This window comes from Pseudomonas sp. P9_31 (assembly GCF_034008235.1).
Lineage (GTDB): Bacteria > Pseudomonadota > Gammaproteobacteria > Pseudomonadales > Pseudomonadaceae > Aquipseudomonas.
Genome location: NZ_CP125375.1, coordinates 5,520,655 through 5,538,857, shown reverse-complemented (window position 1 = coordinate 5,538,857; position 18,203 = coordinate 5,520,655). Strand labels below are relative to the sequence as shown.

The window sequence follows — 18,203 nt, the reverse complement described above, 5'->3', positions numbered from 1 at the left end:
GGCTCCATTTCATCCCAGAGGTGTAGTCATGTTCAAAGCAACCCCGAATCCCCCAGAAACCGACGACGTTTCCCCTTACGAATCTGCTGATTCAAAAGAATTCCACGACGCCGCTAACCGCGCGCTCGACCACTACCTCAATCCATCCGCCCTCAAATCCTCCGTGGCCCGCAAGCCGAGCACGATGTATAGGATTGCGCCGGATATCAAAGACGAAGATCTGTTGGCCCACACCTGTGAATCATTGGCCCAGGCCAGTGTGATGGCGAGTGATTTTGCGGGGTATCTGGAAGGGCCGCACCGGCACACGGCGATGGCGATTCAACAGATCGTCATGCTGGCAGAACTGGCGGCGAACCGGATGCTGGATAACGTGGGTGTACCAAAACCTGCGCCACACAGCTAATCCCTGTGGGAGCCGGGCTTGCCCGCGATGGCGGATTAACGTTCAACATTGATGTTGGCTGACACTCAGCCTTCGCGGGCAAGCCCGCTCCCACAGTTGAACCGTGTACATCTGCGTGGGATTGGTTGGCTGTCAGGTCGCCTTCGCGGGCAAGTCGGATCGCCGCACCGCTCGCTCCTACGGGATCGCCGTTGGCCTTTCAATGCGCAAAGGCCCGGCCCAGAGCGGTGAAGCTGGGGCCGGCCAGTACGATCAGCAATGCCGGGAAGAGAAACAACATCGATGTTCACAACGCTTCAAGTCGCGCTGTGATTTGACTGCTGTCAATGGGCAGTCATTTGCCAATCCCGCAAAGGGCTTCTAACGTCAAGGCTTAGTCCATTGCAGGTGTTACCCCATGAACGCTCCAGCGCTCCCTCGCCAACAGCTGCTTCTGGTCGATGATGAGGAGGATGCCTTACTGGAACTGGCGGAGTTGCTGGAGGGCGAGGGCTTTACTTGTTTTACCGCAACGTCGGTCAAGCTCGCCCTTCAACATTTAACTCGTCATCCTGATATTGCACTGGTGATTACTGATTTGCGGATGCCGGAGGAGAGTGGCATTTCGTTGATCAAGCGGTTGCGTGAGCATACGGCGCGTCAGCATTTGCCGGTGATTGTGACGTCGGGGCATGCGGATATGGAGGATGTGAGTGATATGTTGCGGTTGCAGGTGCTGGATTTGTTTCGCAAGCCGATTTACCACGTGCGGTTGTTGGAGACGTTGAATAATTTGTTTCCGCAGCCTCGGGATTTGGTGAGTTCCTGATCTACGGTCAAGATCAAAAGATCGCAGACGCTGGCAATGACACTGCCGAACAATCAAGCAACTGGCCGCCACTGCCCCACCATATGCTCAATCCCCCCCGCGCCCATCAACTGAAAATCCCCGCTGGACCCTGCCGCGCTGGACATCAGTGTCACTTCACTGGGAAGGCGCACCGGTTTTCTGAACTGCACCGCAATCTCGACGTTGGCCGTCGGCAAATGATCGGTCAGTGCTGCCAGCGTACGTGCCTTGTTCCACAGGCCATGGGCGATGGCGCTGGGAAAACCGAAGAGTTTTGCGCTGATCGCACTCAGGTGGATCGGGTTGTAGTCTCCGGACACCTTGGCGTATCGGCGGCCAATGTCCGCGGGTGCTTTCCAGTGGGCCACTTCGGTCAGTGACAATGTCGATGCAAACGCCTCTTCGACGGGCTCGCCTCCCAGTTTGACGCCGCGACAGAGCATCTGGCTTTCAGCTTCCCACAGCATTCCCAACTGGTCGTCGAGCGTCGTTACCAAGTCGAACGTCGCCCCCTTGGCATGAGGTTTCAGGTTCTGCACTTTCACGCTGACCCGCACCCGGTGCACGCCGCCCATGGGGCGCAAGATGCGGATGCGATTGCTCAAGTGAATCAGCCCCAGCAGTGGGAACGGAAACGCCTTGGCCGTGAGCAATTGCATCTGCAAGGCAAACGCCAGGATGTGTGGATACGTCGGTGGCAGCAGGCCGTTGTCGGCGAAACCACAGACCTTGCGATAAGCCTCCAGGCGTTTCGGATCGACGTTGACCCAGCAGTGATAACCCAGGTCGGGCAGTGTGGCGCCAGTGATTTTGCGTCGCGTCGCCGCCTTCACATACAGCTTTTGCAGGCCCGGTTCGCTATCGAGTGTGTGCCAGTCGGTGGTCATGGTCAGGCTCCCAAAACGCTTTGCCCGCACACGCGCAGCGCTTGCCCGCTAAACGCTCCGGTGCCCGGTTGCGCGAGCCAGGCCACGGCTTCGGCGACGTCTTGCGGCAGCCCGCCCTGGCCCAACGAACTCAAGCGCCGCCCGGCTTCGCGTACGCCGAAGGGCAGGTGCGCGGTCATTTGGGTTTCGATAAACCCGGGCGCCACCGCATTGATGCTGATGCCGCGCTCACTCAGCAGCGGCGCCCAGGCCTGGGCCAGGCCGATCAACCCGGCCTTGCTCGCGGCGTAGTTGGTTTGCCCGCGATTGCCGGCGATGCCGCTGATGGACGCCAGCAGGATCACTCGGCCGTTGTCGCGCAAGGTGCCGCTGTCGAGCAAAGCCTTGGTCAATACTTGCGGCGCGTTGAGGTTGACCGCCAGCACCGCGTCCCAGAATTCCGGGGTCATGTTGGCCAGGGTTTTATCTCGGGTGATGCCCGCGTTATGGACCACGATGTCGACGCCGTCCGGCAAGTGTTCGATCAGTTGCGTGGCGGCGTCTTCGGCACAGATGTCCAGAGTGATGCCGCGCCCGCCGAGGCGTGCGGCCAGGGCGTCGAGATCGGTTTTGGCCGGCGCCACGTCGAGCAGGATCACCTCGGCACCGTCGCGGGCCAGGGTTTCGGCGATCGAGGCGCCGATGCCGCGAGCCGCGCCCGTCACCAGTGCCTTGCGCCCTGACAACGGGCGAGTCCAGTCCATCACCTGCGCCTCACACGCCTTCAAGCGTATGACTTGCCCGGAAATGAACGCGCTTTTGGGTGAGAGGAAAAACCGCAATGGGCCTTCCAGTTGATCCTCGGCACCTTCACCGACATAGATCAGCTGCAAGGTGCCGCCGCTGCGCAGTTCCTTGGCCAGCGAACGGCTGAAACCTTCCAGGGCTCGCTGGGTGCTGGCGGCAAACGGGTCGCTCAAGGTCTCTGGCGCCCGGCCAAGAATCACCAGGTGCGCATGGTGATCGAGGTTTTTCATCAGCGGCTGGAAGAACTCGCGCAGCTGTTTCAACTGATCGACCTGCACCAGATCACTGGCGTCGTACACCACGGCTTTGAGTTTCTGGCCGTGGCCGGGAATCCACGCGGTGGCCAGGGTAGGGTCGGTGCCGTAGCTGTAAATCGTGTCGGTCAGGCGGTTGGCGAGCGTGCTGACTTTTTCCGCCAACGGGCCACCGCCAATCAACAGCGCCCCCTCGATAGGCCGCAGCCGGCCTGCTTGCCAGCGTTCCAGTCGTACCGGCGACGGCAGACCCAGGGCACCGACCACGCGATGGCCGATGGACGAATTGGCGAAGTCGATATAGCGATCAGACATGGATTACGCTCCAGTAGCCGGGGTTGAAAGTGTGGACCACGAATGGCAATTAGTCGTTCGGGCCACGAGATAAGGCCTACGCTTGATCATTGCAGGTTAGTTTGTAACGGGACTTTCGGGGAGTGCAGAACCTGTGGCAGCGGGCTTGCCCGCGATAGCGGTGTGTCAGTCAGCAGAGATGTTGAATGAGCCGGCCCCTTCGCGGGCAAGCCCGCTCCCACAGGGATATGTATTCACAATTGAATATCAGGAAGGAGAGCTTTTTCATGACTCAGCTGCGCCGCGTCGCGATTATCGGTGGTAACCGTATCCCCTTCGCCCGGTCCAACGGGCCGTACGCCACTGCCAGTAACCAGGCGATGTTCACCGCAGCGCTGGAAGGCCTGATCGAGCGCTATAACCTGCACGGTGTGCGCATGGGCGAAGTGGCGGCCGGGGCGTTGCTCAAGTATTTGCGCGATTACGGCCTGACCCGAGAATGCGTGCTGGGCTCGCGGTTGTCGCCGACGACGCCGGCCTACGACATCCAGCAAGCCTGTGGCACGGGGCTGGAGGCGACGTTGTTGGTGGCGAACAAAATCGCGTTGGGCCAGATCGAATGTGGCATTGCCGGCGGTGTCGACACAGCTTCCGACGTGCCGATCGGCGTCAACGAAGGCCTGCGCAAGATCCTCTTGCAGGCCAACCGCGCCAAAAGCACCGCCGACAAACTGAAAACCTTCCTGCAACTGCGTCCCCGACACTTGATGCCCGACTTTCCAAGCATCGGCGAGCCGCGCACCCACCGGTCGATGGGTGAACACTGTGAAATGATGGCCCAGACCTGGAGCATCCCCCGTGACGAGCAGGATCGGCTGACCCTCGAAAGCCATCAGAAACTGGCCGCGTCCTACGCCGAAGGCTGGCACAACGATCTGATGACGCCGTTCCTCGGCCTGACCCGGGACAACAACCTGCGCCCGGAGCTGACCCTGGAAAAACTTGCCTCACTCAAACCGGCCTTCGAGAAAAGTGCCAAGGGCACCCTGACCGCAGGCAACTCCACGCCACTCACCGATGGCGCGTCGGTGGTGCTGTTGGGCAGTGAGGAATGGGCGAAAGAGCGCGGTTTGCCGATTCTTGCCTATTGGCGTGACGGCGAAGCGGCGGCGGTGGATTTCGTCAAGGGTGCCGAAGGGCTGCTGATGGCGCCGGTCTATGCGGTGCCGCGTTTACTGGCGCGCAATGGCCTGACCTTGCAGGACTTCGATTACTACGAAATCCACGAAGCATTCGCCGCGCAGGTGCTGTGCACGTTGAAGGCCTGGGAAGATCCGGAGTACTGCAAAACCCGCCTCGGCCTCGACGCGCCGCTGGGCTCCATCGACCGCAGCCGCTTGAACGTCAAGGGCAGTTCACTGGCCGCCGGGCATCCGTTTGCCGCCACCGGTGCGCGCATCGTCGCCAACCTGGCGAAGCTGCTCGACGCCGCGGGCAAGGGCCGAGGGTTGATCTCGATCTGCGCTGCCGGCGGTCAGGGCGTGACGGCGATTATCGAGCGCTGATTATTGAGGATTGGGCACCGCCGCGTTGTGCTGCGCGACCAGTTCCCGGTGGCGGTTGGCGTAACCCTCGGCCATCACCGAGCAGACGATCAGCTGCAACGGGTGGTAGATCATGATCGGCAGCAGGATCAACCCAAGGCCGGGGTTGGCGCCGAAGATCAGCGCCGCCATCGGCGCGCCGGCCGCCAGGGATTTCTTGCTGGCGCAGAACACCGCGGCAATCTCATCGGCGGGACTGAACCTCAGCGCGCGGGCGGTGCGGGTGGTCATCCACAGAATGATCGCCAGCAACATCGCACTGCCCATCAGCGCAGTGAGAATCACGCTGTTGCCCTGTTTCTGCCACATCCCCGACACCATCGAGTTGCAGAACGCCGAGTACACCAGCAGCAGGATCACCAGTTTGTCGGCAATGTTGGTGTAGCGTTTGTGCCGAGCGAAAAACTTGCCCAGCAACGGCCGCAGCAATTGCCCGAGCACCAGCGGCAACAGCAACATCGCGCACAGGTCGAGCAGGGTTGAACCCAGGTCAATACCACCCGCGCCGCTGCCGACCACGAAACTCACCAGCAACGGTGTCAAAAAAATCCCCAGCACGCTGGACAGGCTCGCGTTGAGAATCGCCGCTGGTACGTTGCCGCCCGCGCTGCCGGTCAGGGCCACGGACGAGGAAATGGTCGAGGGCAGGGCGCAGAGGTAGAGGAAACCGAGCATCAGCAGTGATGGAATGTGTGAGCCCAGCAGCTCGTCGCTCAGCAGCCAGATCAACGGAAACACCGCGAAGGTGAAGGTTTGAACCATCACGTGCAGCTTCCAGTTTTTCAGCCCGTGGCGGATCTGCTCGCTGGAGAGGTTGACCCCGTGCAGGAAGAACACCAGAAACACGCCGATGTTGATTACCCATTCGGCGCGCATTCCGCCACCGGTGGCGCCAAAGGTCGGGAAGGCATACGCCAGCAGCGTGGCGATCAGCATGCCGCACAAGAACCAGTCGGTGACCACGCGTTTGAGGTGTTTGAAGGCATGCATAACCGGCACCGAATACATTTGTAAGAATTGATGACTTAGCCTAACGTCGGCCCCATTAGCCGTCTTGCGACATAAGGTCAATCAATGCCGACTAACGGACAACTTTCCCTCGAGCGGACCATCCCGGCGCTGACGGTGTTGCCGCGCCCGTTGTATGCGCGGGCGGAAAGTCTGAACGCCGGTTCGTGGACGCCGCCACATCGTCACGATTGGGTGCAGTTCTCCTACGCCATCAGCGGCGTTCTCGGCGTGCACACCGCCGAGGGCAGTTTCTTTGCGCCGCCGCAGTGGGGCATCTGGATTCCGGCGGATCTCGAGCACCAGGTCGTGACCTCGATGCGTGCCGAAATGCGCAGCCTGTACGTACGTCGCGAGGACTGCCAATGGGCTGACGGGCGTTGCCGGGTGCTGGAAGTCACGCCATTGGCGCGGGAGTTGATCAAGCGCTTTTGCCTGCTTCCCGTGGAATATCCACAGGGCGACAGCCAGGAGGCGCGATTGGTGGGTGTGCTGCTGGATCAGTTGGCGAGTCTGCCGGAGGTGGGGTTTTCCCTGCCGCTGCCCCGGCATGAGCGTTTGCTGAGCTTGTGCAACGAGCTGATCGAAAGCCCCGAGCGCACGGTGACCTTGCAGGAATGGGCCGAGCGTTTGGGCACGTCGGAGAAAACCCTGATGCGGCTGTTTCAGCGCGAGACCGGGCTGAGCTTTCGCGGTTGGCGGCAGCGTATGCGGCTGCTGTCGTCCTTGAGTTTGCTGGAGGAGGGAGACAGCGTGACCAATGCCGCGCTGTCTTGCGGATATGACTCGACGTCGGCGTTTATTGCGGCGTTCAAGGGGCTGTTCGGATTTACCCCCGGCGAATTGTTTAGGCAGTGAAGGCCTCATCGCGAGCAGGCTCGCTCCCACAGGGTTTTGCGCTGTCCTTGTGGGAGCGAGCCTGCTCGCGATTGGCCGCGAAGCGGCCACCGGGATATTGGATCAGGTTCTGAACCGTCGAACCAACCCATCCAGCTCATTCGACAACCCCGCCAGGCTCTGAGAATCCAGCCGCGCCGAATTCGCCAGTTCCGCCACCAACTGCGCATCGCCATGAATCTGGCTGATGTGGCGATTGATGTCTTCCGCTACTTGGTGCTGTTCTTCTGCCGCCGTGGCGATCTGAGTGTTCATGTCGCGAATCACATCCACCGACTCACGAATCTGCCCGAAGCTGTTGCGCGCCTCGCCGATGCGGGTCACCGATTGCTGAGACACCTCCAGGCTTGCATGCATCTGCTGCGTCACCTGGCTGGTGCGCTTGGCCAGGTTGCCCAGCAGGCCGTCGATTTCCGCCGTGGAATCGGCAGTCCGTTTGGCCAGTGCGCGAACTTCATCCGCCACCACCGCAAAACCTCGACCCTGTTCACCGGCCCGGGCCGCTTCGATGGCGGCGTTCAGTGCCAGCAGGTTGGTCTGTTCGGCGATGGAACGAATGGTCCCGAGGATCGACTGAATGTCGTTGCTATCGCGCTCAAGCTGTTGCATCGACTGCGCCGACTGTTCGATTTCCTGGCTCAAGCGATCGACACTGCTCACCGCGGCATCGATCTGCTGCTGACCTTCACGCGCCTGGCGCTGACCGCTGTCGGCCGACTCGGCAGCCTGGCTGCAAGAGCGCGCGACTTCGTTGGCGGTGGCGACCATTTCGTGGAATGCCGTGGACACCATGTCCACCGCTTCACGCTGACGCCCGGCGGCTTCGGCCATGTCGCTGGACACTTGCGTCGAGCTCTGGGAGGTGGCGAGGATCTTGGTCGCGGCGCCGCCGATGCTCTGGATCAGGTTGCGAATCGCCGCCAGAAACTGGTTGAACCAGTTGGCCAGTTGTGCGGTTTCGTCACTGCCACGGATGTGCAGGTTTTTGGTCAGGTCGCCTTCACCCTGGGCGATGCCTTCCAGACCGCTGGCCACGCTGCGAATCGGCCGCACGATCAGGCTGGCGAAACTGGCGCCGACGATGGCGAAGAACACCGCCAATACCGCTGCGATGATTGCGATCAGCCAGGTCAGTTGAGTGGCCGAACTCATCACGTCGGTCTGCTTGATCAGGCCGATAAAGGTCCAGCCCAGTTGCTCCGACGGCCAGACGTTGGCCATGTAGCGCTCGCCATTGAGCTCGACTTCTACCAGCCCCTTACCGGCCTTGGCGAGTTGCGCGTAGCCGTCGCCGAGGCTGCTCAGAGTTTTGAAGTTGTGTTCCGGTTGCTTCGGATCGACCAGCACCGCGCCGGTGTTTTCCACCAGCATCAGGTAGCCGGTTTCGCCGAGTTTGATCTGTTTGACGATTTCGGTGAGCTGCTTGAGCGTCACGTCGATGCTGACGACGCCGCCGTTGGTGCCCAGTTTGTTATCGATGGTGCGCACGGTGCTGACGTACGTCGCGTCATCCTGCGCCCAGTAATAGGCCTCGGTGCGAAGCGGCTTGCCCGGTTTGGCCTGGGCCGCTTTGTACCACGGGCGCTGGCGCGGATCGTAATTGCTCAGCTTCGCATCGTCCGGCCAGGATACGTAACCGCCCGCCGCGGTGCCGAGGATGGCATAGGCGTAGGCCGGGTGGCTGTTGCCCAGGTCCTGGAGGAGGGCGAAGACTTTTTTGTCCATCTCGCCTTGGGGAATGCTCTCGGCGTTGGCGCTCATGTAGGTCTTGAGGCTGTCGTCGGAGTTCTTGATCAGCGGTTGGGTGGCCAGGTAATCGACGTTCTGGCTGATGCCGTCGAAGAACAGTTGCATGGCATTGCTGACCTGACGAATCTCGCGACCACTGCCGTCGACAAAGTCATCCTTGGCATCGCTGCGCAAGTTCAGCACAACGAGGGTGGCGACCAGCACCACGGGCAAGCAGGCGATGATTGCAAACGCCCAGGTCAGCTTTTGTTTGATGTTCATCCGCGCTCCAGTTTTTTCTTGTAGGTCCACGCAGTGCAGATGACTCGCGGATTATTGGCAGCCGAAACGTTTGATTCACCCGGTTCCGTGAGTGCGCCCTCGTGATGGTAATCGGGACGATTGTCGGACGATTCCTTTCCTCCCTAGTAACTTCGGCTGAAGCGCGGGGAAATTGAGGCCTGTTGAGAAAAATCCTGCGAAGGCCGGGGATCGGGGTTAGATTCTGTCGCAAATGCCCTTGTATCCCTTCGTCAACAAGTAGCGCAGGCTCAGTTATGATCCCGGGCGGTCGATGAGTATTGCCTGATTAATCCGGCACATTGTGTGCTTCTCGATGATCAACAGAATGTTCATAGGTCGGCAACCCCTCCCCCGAATGAGAGGATTGCCGTATAACGAATGACTTTCGCGTGTTTGGTAATAAAGGACCCACAATAAAAGCTGATGAAGACTCCCAAACGCATTGAACCCCTGATCGAGGACGGTCTGGTCGACGAGGTGCTGCGCCCACTCATGAGTGGTAAAGAAGCAGCTGTTTATGTGGTGCGCTGCGGCAACGAGCTGCGTTGTGCCAAGGTCTACAAGGAGGCGAACAAACGCAGTTTCCGTCAGGCGGCCGAGTATCAGGAAGGCCGTAAGGTGCGCAACAGCCGGCAGGCTCGCGCGATGGCCAAGGGCTCCAAGTTTGGCCGCAAGGAAACCGAAGACGCCTGGCAGAACGCCGAAGTGGCGGCGCTGTTCCGTCTGGCCAGTGCCGGTGTGCGGGTGCCCAAGCCGTATGACTTCCTCGAAGGCGTGCTGCTGATGGAGCTGGTGGCCGACGAGTACGGCGATGCCGCGCCGCGTCTGAACGACGTGGTGCTGGAACCGGACCAGGCGCGCGAATATCACGGGTTTCTGATTTCGCAAATCGTGCTGATGCTGTGTACCGGTCTGGTGCACGGTGACCTGTCCGAGTTCAACGTGCTGCTGACGCCGACCGGTCCGGTCATCATCGATTTGCCGCAAGCGGTGGACGCGGCGGGCAACAACCACGCGTTCAGCATGCTGGAGCGGGACGTGGGCAACATGGCGTCCTACTTCGGTCGCTTTGCGCCGGAGTTGAAACGCACCAAGTACGCCAAGGAAATGTGGGCGTTGTACGAAGCCGGCACCTTGCACCCGGCCAGTGTCTTGACTGGCGAGTTCGACGAGCCGGAAGAGCTGGCGGACGTGGGCGGGATCATGCGCGAGATCGAGGCGGCCCGTCTCGATGAAGAGCGTCGCCAAGCGGTTCGGGCGGCGGACGATGCGCCACCGAGCAAGACCGAAGAACCGCCTCCACCGTGGATGCAGTGAACGGTTGACCCAAAACCCGGCTTCGGCCGGGTTTTTCGTTCAAACGGTCACCGAAAGCCAGAATTTGGCGAAGATCCAATGTGGGAGTGAGTAAGCCCGCACAGTAGATTATTGGTGTAAGTGAAGCTGTGTTCACACCATTCCCGGTGAAGGGGCGCGCTCAGGAAAGGGCGGGTTCGGCGCAGCAGCCCGACGCCAGTTCCTTGAGGATCGGGCAGTCCGGGCGGTGGTCGCCATGGCAGTGTTCCACCAGGTCTTGCAGGGTGTCGCGCAGTTGGCCGAGTTCGCGAATCTTCTGGTTCAGCTCGTCGATGTGCTGACGGGCCAGCGCCTTCACATCGGCACTGGCCCGCTGGCGATCCTGCCAGAGGGTCAGCAGTTTGCCGACCTCCTCCAGCGAGAACCCCAAATCCCGAGAACGCTTGATGAACGCCAGGGTGTGCAGGTCGTCGTCGCCATAGACCCGGTAGCCACTGTCGGTGCGATGGGCCGCCTTGAGCAGGCCGATGGACTCGTAATAGCGGATCATCTTCGCGCTCAGACCGCTCTGCCGGGCCGCTTGGCCAATGTTCATCGGTTGTCCTCCAGGTCTTTGGGTTTCCAGGTTTTCAACAGTAACGCATTGCTGACCACGCTGACGCTCGACAACGCCATGGCCGCGCCGGCCAGCACCGGGTTGAGGAAGCCGAATGCCGCCAGTGGCAGGCCGATCAGGTTATAGACGAAGGCCCAGAACAGGTTTTGGCGAATCTTCGCGTAGGTCTTGCGGCTGATCTCCAGCGCAGCCGGTACCAGCCGTGGGTCGCCGCGCATCAGAGTGATGCCGGCGGCGTGCATGGCGACGTCGGTGCCGCCACCCATGGCGATGCCGATGTCTGCCGCGGCAAGGGCCGGCGCGTCGTTGATGCCGTCGCCGACCATCGCCACCACGCCGGTCTTTTTAAGTTCGGCGACGGTGGCGGCCTTGTCCGCCGGCAGTACTTCGGCGTGCACGTCGCGGATGCCCAGCGCCTCGGCGACGACCTTGGCGCTGCCGCGGTTATCGCCGGTCAGCAGATGGCTGCTGATGTTCCGTGCACTCAGTTGTTGCACCGTTTGCAAGGCGCCGGGTTTGAGCGTGTCGCCGAAGGCGAACAGGCCCAGCACTCGTGGTTCGGGGCTTTGTTCGATCAGCCAGGACAGGGTCCGGCCTTCGGTTTCCCAGGCCGTTGCGGAGTCAGCCAATGGCCCGGCGTTCAGGCCGCTTTCTTCCAGCAGACGCCGATTGCCCAGGGCTAGCCGTCGACCATCGAGGCTGCCGGCAATGCCGCGTCCGGTCAGCGATTGACTGTCGCCGACATCGGCCACGGTCAAGCCGCGTTCGGTGCAGGCATCCAGCACCGCCTTGGCCAGCGGATGCTCACTGCCGCGTTGCAGAGCGCCGGCCATTTGCAGCAAGGCGGTTTCATCACCCTCGATGGCGCTCAAATGCGCGATACGCGGAGTGCCGGAGGTCAGTGTGCCGGTTTTGTCGAACACCACCGCGCTGACTTCGTGGGCGCGCTCCAGGGCTTCGGCGTCCTTGATCAGAATCCCGTAGCGCGCAGCCACACCGGTGCCCGCCATGATTGCCGTCGGCGTGGCCAAGCCGAGTGCGCAAGGGCAAGCGATCACCAACACCGCCACGGCGTTGATCAACGCGGTTTCCAGCGGCGCGCCGTACAACCACCAACCGACCAGAGTCGCCAGCGCGATCAGCAGCACCGCAGGCACGAACACCTGGCTGACTTTATCCACCAGTTTCTGTATAGGCGCTTTTGCCGCCTGCGCGTCTTCGACCAGGCGGATGATCCGCGCCAGCACGGTTTCCGCACCGAGCGCCAGGGTGCGAACCAGCAGACGACCTTCGCCATTGATGGCGCCCCCGGTGACTTTGTCGCCCGGTTGTTTCGGGACCGGCAGGCTTTCGCCGCTGATCAGGGCTTCATCGGCGTGGCTTTGGCCTTCCACCACCTCGCCATCCACCGGGAAGCGTTCGCCGGGTTTGACCATGACCAGATCGTTGAGGCGCAAAGCGCTGATGGCAACCTCCTGCTCACGGTCATCGATTACCTGAATGGCTCGTTCCGGACGCAAGGCTTCGAGGGCGCGAATGGCGCTGGTGGTCTGGCGTTTGGCGCGGCTTTCCAGGTATTTGCCCAGCAACACCAAGGCGATCACCACCGCCGACGCTTCGAAATACAGGTGCGGCAGGCGGCCGACGGCGGTGGCCCATTCGTAAACGCTCAAGCCGTAACCGGCACTGGTGCCCAGGGCCACCAGCAAATCCATGTTGCCGGCGCCGGCGCGGACGGCTTTCCACGCCGCGACATAGAAGCGTGCGCCGAAGATGAACTGCACGGGTGTGGCCAACGCGAACTGTTCCCACGCCGGGAGCATCCAGTGCACGCCCAAAGGTTGCAGCAGCATCGGCAACACCAGCGGCAAGGCGAGGGCGATGGCCGCGAGCAAGGCCCAGCGCTCGCGGTGCAGTCGTTGTGGTTGATTATCGGCTTGCGGGTGTTCGACTTCCCAGACCCTGGCGGAGTAACCGGCCTTGGCCACGGCGACGATCAAGGTTTGCGGGTCGACCTGGCCGAGCAGTTCGAGGTGCGCACGTTCGTTGGCCAGGTTGACGCTGACAGTCTTCACCCCCGGCACCTTGGTCAGCGCCCGTTCGACGCGGCCGACGCAGGACGCGCAGGTCATGCCGTCGATGCTCAATTCCAGGCTCTGCTGCGGCACGCTATAACCGGCCTGTTGCACCGCGTCCATCAAGGCCGGCAGGCTGTCACTGGGCGCTTGAACCCGGGCCTGTTCAGTGGCCAGGTTGACGCTGACGGCCGTGGCGCCGATGACTTTGCTCAAGGCGCGCTCGACACGCCCGGCACAACTGGCGCAGGTCATGCCGGCGATCGGCAGATCGAAGGTGGTGGATTCGGACATCGGTCACGCTCCCTGTAGAAATTGCCTACAGGATCAACCTTGCCATGCGGTTAAGGTCAAGCGCCAGTCTACAAGTCGCCGCAGACCAAATGTGGGAGCGTCAATACTCGAGAGCCGCAGGCTTGAGATACATCCCTTCCTGCGTCATCGCAATCCGGAACTTCAACACATCCCCGGCCTTGATCGTAATGTTCTGCGACCCCGGCGCGGGCATGCCCGGGTTGCAACCCGGCGCCTGGCCCGGCAGCAGTTTGAGGCGCAGGGACACAGTGCCCGGCGGCAGGTTGAACGAGGTGCTCTGTTCCTGGAACAGGCGCCCCGATAGCTGATCCTGGATGTACACGCCGATTTCGCAGGAAGTCGACACTTCCAGGCGCTCGCGGGAAATGATCAGCACGCCGTAGTCCTCCCCGGCGGCTTGGACCGAAGGTGTCGCGGCAAAGAGGCTGAGGAAGCCAAACAGGCTGAGAACTGACCAGCGCATGGCTGAATCTCCTGATGTCGAGTCATAGATGGACGCAGCTTGGCCGAGCGCGGCGCTGATTGCCAGCCCGGCAGCTCACTTTAGAACTTGACCTTGCCATGGTGGCAAGCTCGAGACTGCACACAACCCTCATGAAAGGGCTTCATTCAAGGAGACGTCCCATGCAAGTGTTCAATGTTGAAGGCATGTCCTGCGGTCACTGTGTCAAGGCCATTACTCAGGCGCTGCAAGCCAAGGATCCGGCGGCCAGCGTGCGTATCGATCTGGCGACAAAAGAAGTCGGCGTAGAAAGTGCGCTGACGGCCGATCAGGTAATCGCCGCCATCACTGAAGAGGGTTACGGCGTAAAACAGGTCTAAGTTATTTTTAATAGTTAGCGACCTAACGGAATGTTCAAGGCGTCCACGCCCGGCTAGACTGTCAGCCTGCCGATCCATGGCTAACCTGCATGCCCAACCTGGACGCCTGATGAACTTCCGCACAATCCTGATTCTCGGCGCCTTGAGCGCTTTCGGTCCGCTGGCGATCGATTTCTACCTGCCGGCATTTCCGGCAATGGCGCTCGCTTTCGGTACCGACGAAAAACACGTTCAACTGACCCTGGCGGCCTATTTCCTCGGCTTGTCCATTGGTCAACTGGCGTATGGCCCTGTGGCGGATCGCTTTGGGCGACGCATCCCCTTGCTGACAGGCGTCGGCTTGTTCACCGCAGCCTCGTTGGCCTGCGCTTACGCGCCGAATCTGGAGTGGCTGATTGGCGCGCGTTTCGTCCAGGCGCTGGGCGGTTGCGCGGGCATGGTGATTTCCCGGGCCGTGGTCAGCGATAAATGCGATGCGGTGGGTTCGGCGAAAGTCTTTTCGCAGCTGATGCTGGTGATGGGCCTGGCACCGATCCTTGCGCCGATGCTGGGCGGGTTCTTGGTCAACACGACGGGCTGGCAGTCGATCTTTCTCGTGCTGACCGGTTTCAGTGCGCTGGTAGGGGGGGCCGTGGCCCTCGGTCTGCCGGAAAGTTTGCCGTCCCATGTGCCGCGCCAACCGTTGTCGGGCGCGCTGCGCCAGTATGGTCGGTTGTTGGCGGACCCGATATTCCTTGGCCACGCCCTGACCGGTGGTATCGCCATCGGCGGGATGTTTGCCTACATCGCCGGTTCACCGTTCGTGTTCATCAAACTCTATGGAGTGCCGGCTGAGCATTTCGGCTGGCTATTCGGCATTAACGCGGCGGGATTCATTCTAGTAGCCCAGTTGAATGCACGGTTGCTGGCAAAGCGCGGTCCGGCCTTTTTACTGGCGCGTACCGTCTGGTTCTACCTGGCGGGCGGTCTGGCCCTGTTGGCGGTCAGCGCGTTGCACACCATGCACCTGTGGCCGTTGTTGATCCCGCTTTTCCTCTGCATCGCCAGCCTGGGTTGTATTGTGCCCAACGCCTCGGCCTGCGCCATGAACGGGCAGGGCGCGCGGGCGGGCAGCGCCTCGGCGATGCTCGGTTGCCTGCAGTTCAGCGTCGCCGCCGGGGCCGCAGCATTGCTGGGTGTTTTGCACGATGGCAGCGCCATGCCGATGGCCATGGTCATCAGCCTGTGCGGGATTCTGGTGGTGAGCGTGGCGATGCTCACCCAGCGTTTGCAAAATGCCCGGGCGCTGACGCAAGCCCAAGTCTGAGGACGGACTCAGCCAGCAGCGCGCTGCTGACGGTCGGGAAACTGATGGGGCGCGTGCAGGCGCGCTTCAAGCGTTTTAGTGAAGGCCAAGGCTTCGGCTTCACTGCGGAACGTCACAGCATGTTGATCCAGGCGGACCTGCCAGCGGGATGTTGCCAGTTCTTTTATCAGGATCTTCATTGCTGATCTCCTCTTGTAAAAGACGTCTCGCAAAAGACGTCTCGTAAAAGACATCACATAAATGATTGTTCGCAGAGTGTTCGATTGTAGACCCGAATACGATCGCAATTGTGACAAAGGTCAACTCTCTGACTGACGGCAAAAGATCGCGGCGCCCAATGTGGAAGCGGGCTTGCTCGCGAAGGGCCCATCACATCCAACATCAATGTTGACTGATACTCCGCTTTCGCGAGCAAGCCTGCTCCCATAGGCGTGTAGGCGCTGCTACTCAGAACCCTTCAAGCACAATCTTGCCCTTGGACTTGCCGCTTTCCAGCAGTTCATGGGCACGACGCAGGTTGGCTGCGTTGATGGTGCCGAAGTGCTCGCCGACCGTGGTTTTCAGCGTGCCCGCATCGATCAGCCCGGCGACGCGGTTGAGCAGTTTGTGCTGCTCGATCATGTCTGCGGTTTCGAACAGCGAGCGGGTGTACATGAATTCCCAGTGCAGCGACAGGCTCTTGCGCTTGAGCTTGGTCACGTCCAGCGCCTTCGGATCATCGATCAGCGCCAGCTTGCCTTGCGGCGCCAACGCCTCCACCAATTGATCCAGGTGTTGGTCGGTCTGGGTCAGGCTGGCGACGTGGGTCACAGACTCGACCCCGGCACGTTTGAGTTCTTCACTCAGCGGATGGCTGTGATCGATCACTTGATCGGCGCCCAGGTCACGCACCCAGCTCTGGGTTTGCGCACGGGAAGCAGTGCCAATGACTTTCAGTCCGGTGAGCTGGCTGGCCAGTTGCGTGAGGATCGAACCCACACCGCCAGCGGCACCGACGATCAGCAGGCTCTGGCCTTCATCGGTTTTGCCCTCATGTACTTGCAGGCGTTCGAACAGCAGTTCCCACGCGGTGATGGCGGTCAGCGGCAGAGCGACGGCTTCGGCGAACCCGAGGGTCTTCGGCATATGGCCGACGATGCGCTCATCCACCACATGCCGCTCGCTGTTGCCGCCGGCACGGGCGATGGAGCCGGCGTAGTACACCTTGTCGCCGGCCTTGAACAAGGTCACTTCGCTACCGACGGCCTTGACCACACCGGCCACGTCCCAGCCCAGCACCTTTGCCACGCCACCTTCAGGCTGGATGTTCTGGCGAATCTTGGTATCCACCGGGTTGACCGAGATGGCTTTGACCTCCACCAACAGGTCGCGCGGGCCGGCGACCGGTTCTGGCAGTTCGATGTCTTGCAGGGATTTTTCGTCGCTGATTGGCAAGGAGGCGTAGTAGGCAACGGCTTTCATGGTGGGCTCCGGGGAAGGCATGATTTCGATGGGAAGGATGATTGGTTATTTCTCTGCAAGATAAAACCCGCTAAAAGAGCAGTCTCTTTCAATATTTTTTTGATAATGGGGGCTGACGATGTTGCGTTTCGATGACTTGCAGTTGTTCGTTCGGGCTGCGGACCTGGGCAGTCTGTCGGCGGCGGCGCGGGGGATGGATATGTCGGCGGCGGTGGCCAGCGCGGCGTTGAAACGCATCGAACAGCAGCTCGGCGCACGCTTGCTCGCCCGTTCTACCCGCAGCCTGCGCCTGACGGCCGAAGGCGAGGGCTTTCTGGAGTACGCCCGGGCCGCCTTGAGCAGCCTCGATGAGGGCCGCCGCTTGCTGGCCAGCGGTCAGGATCAGGTCAGCGGGATTTTGCAGCTGTCGGCGCCTTCGGATTTCGGGCGCAACTTGCTATTGCCATGGCTCGACGAGTTTCAGCGTGAACATCCCAGGCTCACGGTGCGTTTGCTGCTCGGTGACCGCATCGCCGACCTGTTCCGCCAACCGGTGGACATCGCCCTGCGTTACGGCGAGCCGGAAGATTCGAGCCTGGTGGCGCTGCCTGTCGCCCCGCACAACCGCCGCGTGCTCTGTGCTGCGCCGAGCTATCTGGCCCGGCATGGCGAACCGCGGCATCTGGAGCAACTGGCTCAGCACAATTGCCTGTTATTCATGCTCGGCAGCCGGGTCCACGATCACTGGAGTTTCCACGACGGCAAACGCGAAGTGAGCCTGACCGTCAGCGGCGATCGCTTCAGTGACGATGCCGATGTGGTGCGGCTGTGGGCCGTGGCGGGGGCGGGGATTGCGTATAAGTCCTGGCTCGATGTCGCCGCCGATGTGCTCGCCGGTCGATTGAACGTGTTAATGCCGGAGCTGCTCTGTGAGCGCGCACCGCTGAATTTGCTGTGCGCCCATCGCGCACAATTGAGTAAGCCGGTGAACCTTTTGCGGGAAATGCTTGCCAGCCGATGCGCTCGGATAAGCAGTCAATTTCCGGCGATATCGGGTGTCGATCATTAGTCGCAGGCAAATAGCGAAATTTCTGTCAGGAACTATCACCACCAAGGGATTCCCGAGGGCAGGAACCGGCGGTTAACCCGCTTATACTAGCGCCCGCCTCATGTACGCACAGTCGATCTCGCAATGGCGAGTTCACGTTCGATTCGGTCAGACCCCATGGTCCTCACCGGACCTTCGCTGCACCCGCGAAGCAACGGCCTGGGTGAGTGGGTGTCTTTACCCGGTTTATGGCGGTTTTCGCGTTTTGGCCGACGATACATTACTGGTC

The 18,203-nt window shown here is 61.2% G+C and carries 17 protein-coding genes and 1 pseudogene; 8 read left to right on the top strand and 10 right to left on the bottom strand.

Annotated elements, in window-relative coordinates; translation table 11 throughout:
• Positions 1 to 28 precede the first annotated feature (28 nt).
• Both QMK51_RS25080 and QMK51_RS25070 read left to right on the top strand, forming a co-directional pair.
• Positions 29 to 406: a DUF6124 family protein gene (locus QMK51_RS25080; protein ID WP_320392353.1), complete on the top strand. Its 378-nt coding sequence runs from the start codon at positions 29 to 31 to the stop codon at positions 404 to 406.
• 397 nt (positions 407 to 803) lie between these two features.
• Positions 804 to 1,214, top strand: a complete 411-nt coding sequence (locus QMK51_RS25070; protein ID WP_320392352.1) for a response regulator — start codon at positions 804 to 806, stop codon at positions 1,212 to 1,214.
• A 53-nt stretch (positions 1,215 to 1,267) separates the two neighbouring features.
• Here QMK51_RS25070 and QMK51_RS25065 read toward each other — a convergent pair whose 3' ends face one another.
• Positions 1,268 to 2,122, bottom strand: a complete 855-nt coding sequence (locus QMK51_RS25065) for a MaoC family dehydratase (protein WP_320392351.1) — start codon at positions 2,120 to 2,122, stop codon at positions 1,268 to 1,270.
• Positions 2,123 to 2,124: 2 nt separating this feature from the next.
• A complete protein-coding gene (locus QMK51_RS25060; protein WP_320392350.1) occupies positions 2,125 to 3,477 on the bottom strand; it encodes a 3-oxoacyl-ACP reductase in 1,353 nt (450 codons plus the stop codon).
• Positions 3,478 to 3,743: 266 nt separating this feature from the next.
• Here QMK51_RS25060 and QMK51_RS25055 point away from each other — a divergent pair, with 266 nt between their 5' ends.
• Entirely contained in the window at positions 3,744 to 5,021 is a 1,278-nt protein-coding gene (locus QMK51_RS25055; RefSeq protein WP_258697707.1) for an acetyl-CoA C-acetyltransferase, read from the top strand.
• On the opposite strand, the gene QMK51_RS25050 is transcribed toward QMK51_RS25055, so the two are convergent.
• Positions 5,022 to 6,050: a bile acid:sodium symporter family protein gene (locus tag QMK51_RS25050; protein ID WP_320392349.1), complete on the bottom strand. Its 1,029-nt coding sequence runs from the start codon at positions 6,048 to 6,050 to the stop codon at positions 5,022 to 5,024.
• A gap of 84 nt (positions 6,051 to 6,134) precedes the next feature.
• Here QMK51_RS25050 and QMK51_RS25045 point away from each other — a divergent pair, with 84 nt between their 5' ends.
• A complete protein-coding gene (locus QMK51_RS25045) occupies positions 6,135 to 6,926 on the top strand; it encodes an AraC family transcriptional regulator (RefSeq protein WP_258697705.1) in 792 nt (263 codons plus the stop codon).
• A gap of 102 nt (positions 6,927 to 7,028) precedes the next feature.
• Here QMK51_RS25045 and QMK51_RS29065 read toward each other — a convergent pair whose 3' ends face one another.
• Complete coding sequence (locus QMK51_RS29065) at positions 7,029 to 7,757, bottom strand: methyl-accepting chemotaxis protein (RefSeq protein ID WP_408980642.1); 729 nt, start codon at positions 7,755 to 7,757, stop codon at positions 7,029 to 7,031.
• Positions 7,758 to 7,886: 129 nt separating this feature from the next.
• Positions 7,887 to 8,975: pseudogene (locus tag QMK51_RS29060) on the bottom strand (cache domain-containing protein); the annotation flags it as partial.
• Between the two features lie 444 nt (positions 8,976 to 9,419).
• On the opposite strand from QMK51_RS29060, the gene QMK51_RS25035 reads away from it, so the two are divergent.
• Positions 9,420 to 10,313, top strand: a complete 894-nt coding sequence (locus QMK51_RS25035; RefSeq protein WP_258697703.1) for a PA4780 family RIO1-like protein kinase — start codon at positions 9,420 to 9,422, stop codon at positions 10,311 to 10,313.
• A 160-nt stretch (positions 10,314 to 10,473) separates the two neighbouring features.
• Here the strand turns inward: QMK51_RS25035 and cueR are convergent, their stop codons facing one another.
• From cueR to QMK51_RS25020, 3 genes are all read right to left on the bottom strand, one after another.
• Positions 10,474 to 10,887 (bottom strand): Cu(I)-responsive transcriptional regulator, encoded by a 414-nt coding sequence (cueR, locus tag QMK51_RS25030; RefSeq protein ID WP_320392347.1) that lies wholly within the window; start codon positions 10,885 to 10,887, stop codon positions 10,474 to 10,476.
• Positions 10,884 to 13,277, bottom strand: coding sequence for a heavy metal translocating P-type ATPase (locus QMK51_RS25025; protein ID WP_320392346.1), 2,394 nt, complete (start codon positions 13,275 to 13,277; stop codon positions 10,884 to 10,886). The genes cueR and QMK51_RS25025 overlap by 4 nt, the downstream gene beginning before the upstream one ends.
• Before the next feature lie 100 nt (positions 13,278 to 13,377).
• Positions 13,378 to 13,761 carry a hypothetical protein gene (locus QMK51_RS25020; RefSeq protein WP_320392345.1) on the bottom strand — a complete coding sequence of 128 codons (384 nt, stop codon included), beginning with the start codon at positions 13,759 to 13,761 and terminating at the stop codon, positions 13,378 to 13,380.
• A gap of 161 nt (positions 13,762 to 13,922) precedes the next feature.
• Between QMK51_RS25020 and QMK51_RS25015 the strand changes: the two genes are divergently transcribed.
• Both QMK51_RS25015 and QMK51_RS25010 read left to right on the top strand, forming a co-directional pair.
• Positions 13,923 to 14,120 (top strand): heavy-metal-associated domain-containing protein, encoded by a 198-nt coding sequence (locus QMK51_RS25015; protein WP_258697699.1) that lies wholly within the window; start codon positions 13,923 to 13,925, stop codon positions 14,118 to 14,120.
• A gap of 109 nt (positions 14,121 to 14,229) precedes the next feature.
• Positions 14,230 to 15,426 (top strand): multidrug effflux MFS transporter, encoded by a 1,197-nt coding sequence (locus tag QMK51_RS25010; RefSeq protein ID WP_258697698.1) that lies wholly within the window; start codon positions 14,230 to 14,232, stop codon positions 15,424 to 15,426.
• Between the two features lie 8 nt (positions 15,427 to 15,434).
• Here the strand turns inward: QMK51_RS25010 and QMK51_RS25005 are convergent, their stop codons facing one another.
• Together QMK51_RS25005 and QMK51_RS25000 are read right to left on the bottom strand one after the other, a co-directional pair.
• Positions 15,435 to 15,605, bottom strand: coding sequence for a hypothetical protein (locus tag QMK51_RS25005; protein WP_258697697.1), 171 nt, complete (start codon positions 15,603 to 15,605; stop codon positions 15,435 to 15,437).
• Positions 15,606 to 15,873: 268 nt separating this feature from the next.
• The gene (locus tag QMK51_RS25000; RefSeq protein WP_320392344.1) at positions 15,874 to 16,887 is read right to left on the bottom strand and encodes a zinc-binding alcohol dehydrogenase family protein; all 1,014 of its coding nucleotides are present in this window, start codon (positions 16,885 to 16,887) and stop codon (positions 15,874 to 15,876) included.
• Positions 16,888 to 17,005: 118 nt separating this feature from the next.
• On the opposite strand from QMK51_RS25000, the gene QMK51_RS24995 reads away from it, so the two are divergent.
• The gene (locus tag QMK51_RS24995; RefSeq protein WP_258697695.1) at positions 17,006 to 17,935 is read left to right on the top strand and encodes a LysR family transcriptional regulator; all 930 of its coding nucleotides are present in this window, start codon (positions 17,006 to 17,008) and stop codon (positions 17,933 to 17,935) included.
• The last annotated feature ends 268 nt before the right edge of the window (positions 17,936 to 18,203 follow it).

Bases quoted from the DNA above. Each gene is read 5' to 3' on its own strand.
- QMK51_RS25080 (WP_320392353.1), top strand. From the start codon at position 29: ATGTTCAAAGCAACCCCGAATCCCCCAGAAACCGACGACGTTTCCCCT.
- QMK51_RS25070 (WP_320392352.1), top strand. From the start codon at position 804: ATGAACGCTCCAGCGCTCCCTCGCCAACAGCTGCTTCTGGTCGATGAT.
- QMK51_RS25065 (WP_320392351.1), bottom strand. From the start codon at position 2,122: ATGACCACCGACTGGCACACACTCGATAGCGAACCGGGCCTGCAAAAG.
- QMK51_RS25060 (WP_320392350.1), bottom strand. From the start codon at position 3,477: ATGTCTGATCGCTATATCGACTTCGCCAATTCGTCCATCGGCCATCGC.
- QMK51_RS25055 (WP_258697707.1), top strand. From the start codon at position 3,744: ATGACTCAGCTGCGCCGCGTCGCGATTATCGGTGGTAACCGTATCCCC.
- QMK51_RS25050 (WP_320392349.1), bottom strand. From the start codon at position 6,050: ATGCATGCCTTCAAACACCTCAAACGCGTGGTCACCGACTGGTTCTTG.
- QMK51_RS25045 (WP_258697705.1), top strand. From the start codon at position 6,135: ATGCCGACTAACGGACAACTTTCCCTCGAGCGGACCATCCCGGCGCTG.
- QMK51_RS29065 (WP_408980642.1), bottom strand. From the start codon at position 7,757: ATGGTGTCCACGGCATTCCACGAAATGGTCGCCACCGCCAACGAAGTC.
- QMK51_RS25035 (WP_258697703.1), top strand. From the start codon at position 9,420: ATGAAGACTCCCAAACGCATTGAACCCCTGATCGAGGACGGTCTGGTC.
- cueR (WP_320392347.1), bottom strand. From the start codon at position 10,887: ATGAACATTGGCCAAGCGGCCCGGCAGAGCGGTCTGAGCGCGAAGATG.
- QMK51_RS25025 (WP_320392346.1), bottom strand. From the start codon at position 13,277: ATGTCCGAATCCACCACCTTCGATCTGCCGATCGCCGGCATGACCTGC.
- QMK51_RS25020 (WP_320392345.1), bottom strand. From the start codon at position 13,761: ATGCGCTGGTCAGTTCTCAGCCTGTTTGGCTTCCTCAGCCTCTTTGCC.
- QMK51_RS25015 (WP_258697699.1), top strand. From the start codon at position 13,923: ATGCAAGTGTTCAATGTTGAAGGCATGTCCTGCGGTCACTGTGTCAAG.
- QMK51_RS25010 (WP_258697698.1), top strand. From the start codon at position 14,230: ATGAACTTCCGCACAATCCTGATTCTCGGCGCCTTGAGCGCTTTCGGT.
- QMK51_RS25005 (WP_258697697.1), bottom strand. From the start codon at position 15,605: ATGAAGATCCTGATAAAAGAACTGGCAACATCCCGCTGGCAGGTCCGC.
- QMK51_RS25000 (WP_320392344.1), bottom strand. From the start codon at position 16,887: ATGAAAGCCGTTGCCTACTACGCCTCCTTGCCAATCAGCGACGAAAAA.
- QMK51_RS24995 (WP_258697695.1), top strand. From the start codon at position 17,006: ATGTTGCGTTTCGATGACTTGCAGTTGTTCGTTCGGGCTGCGGACCTG.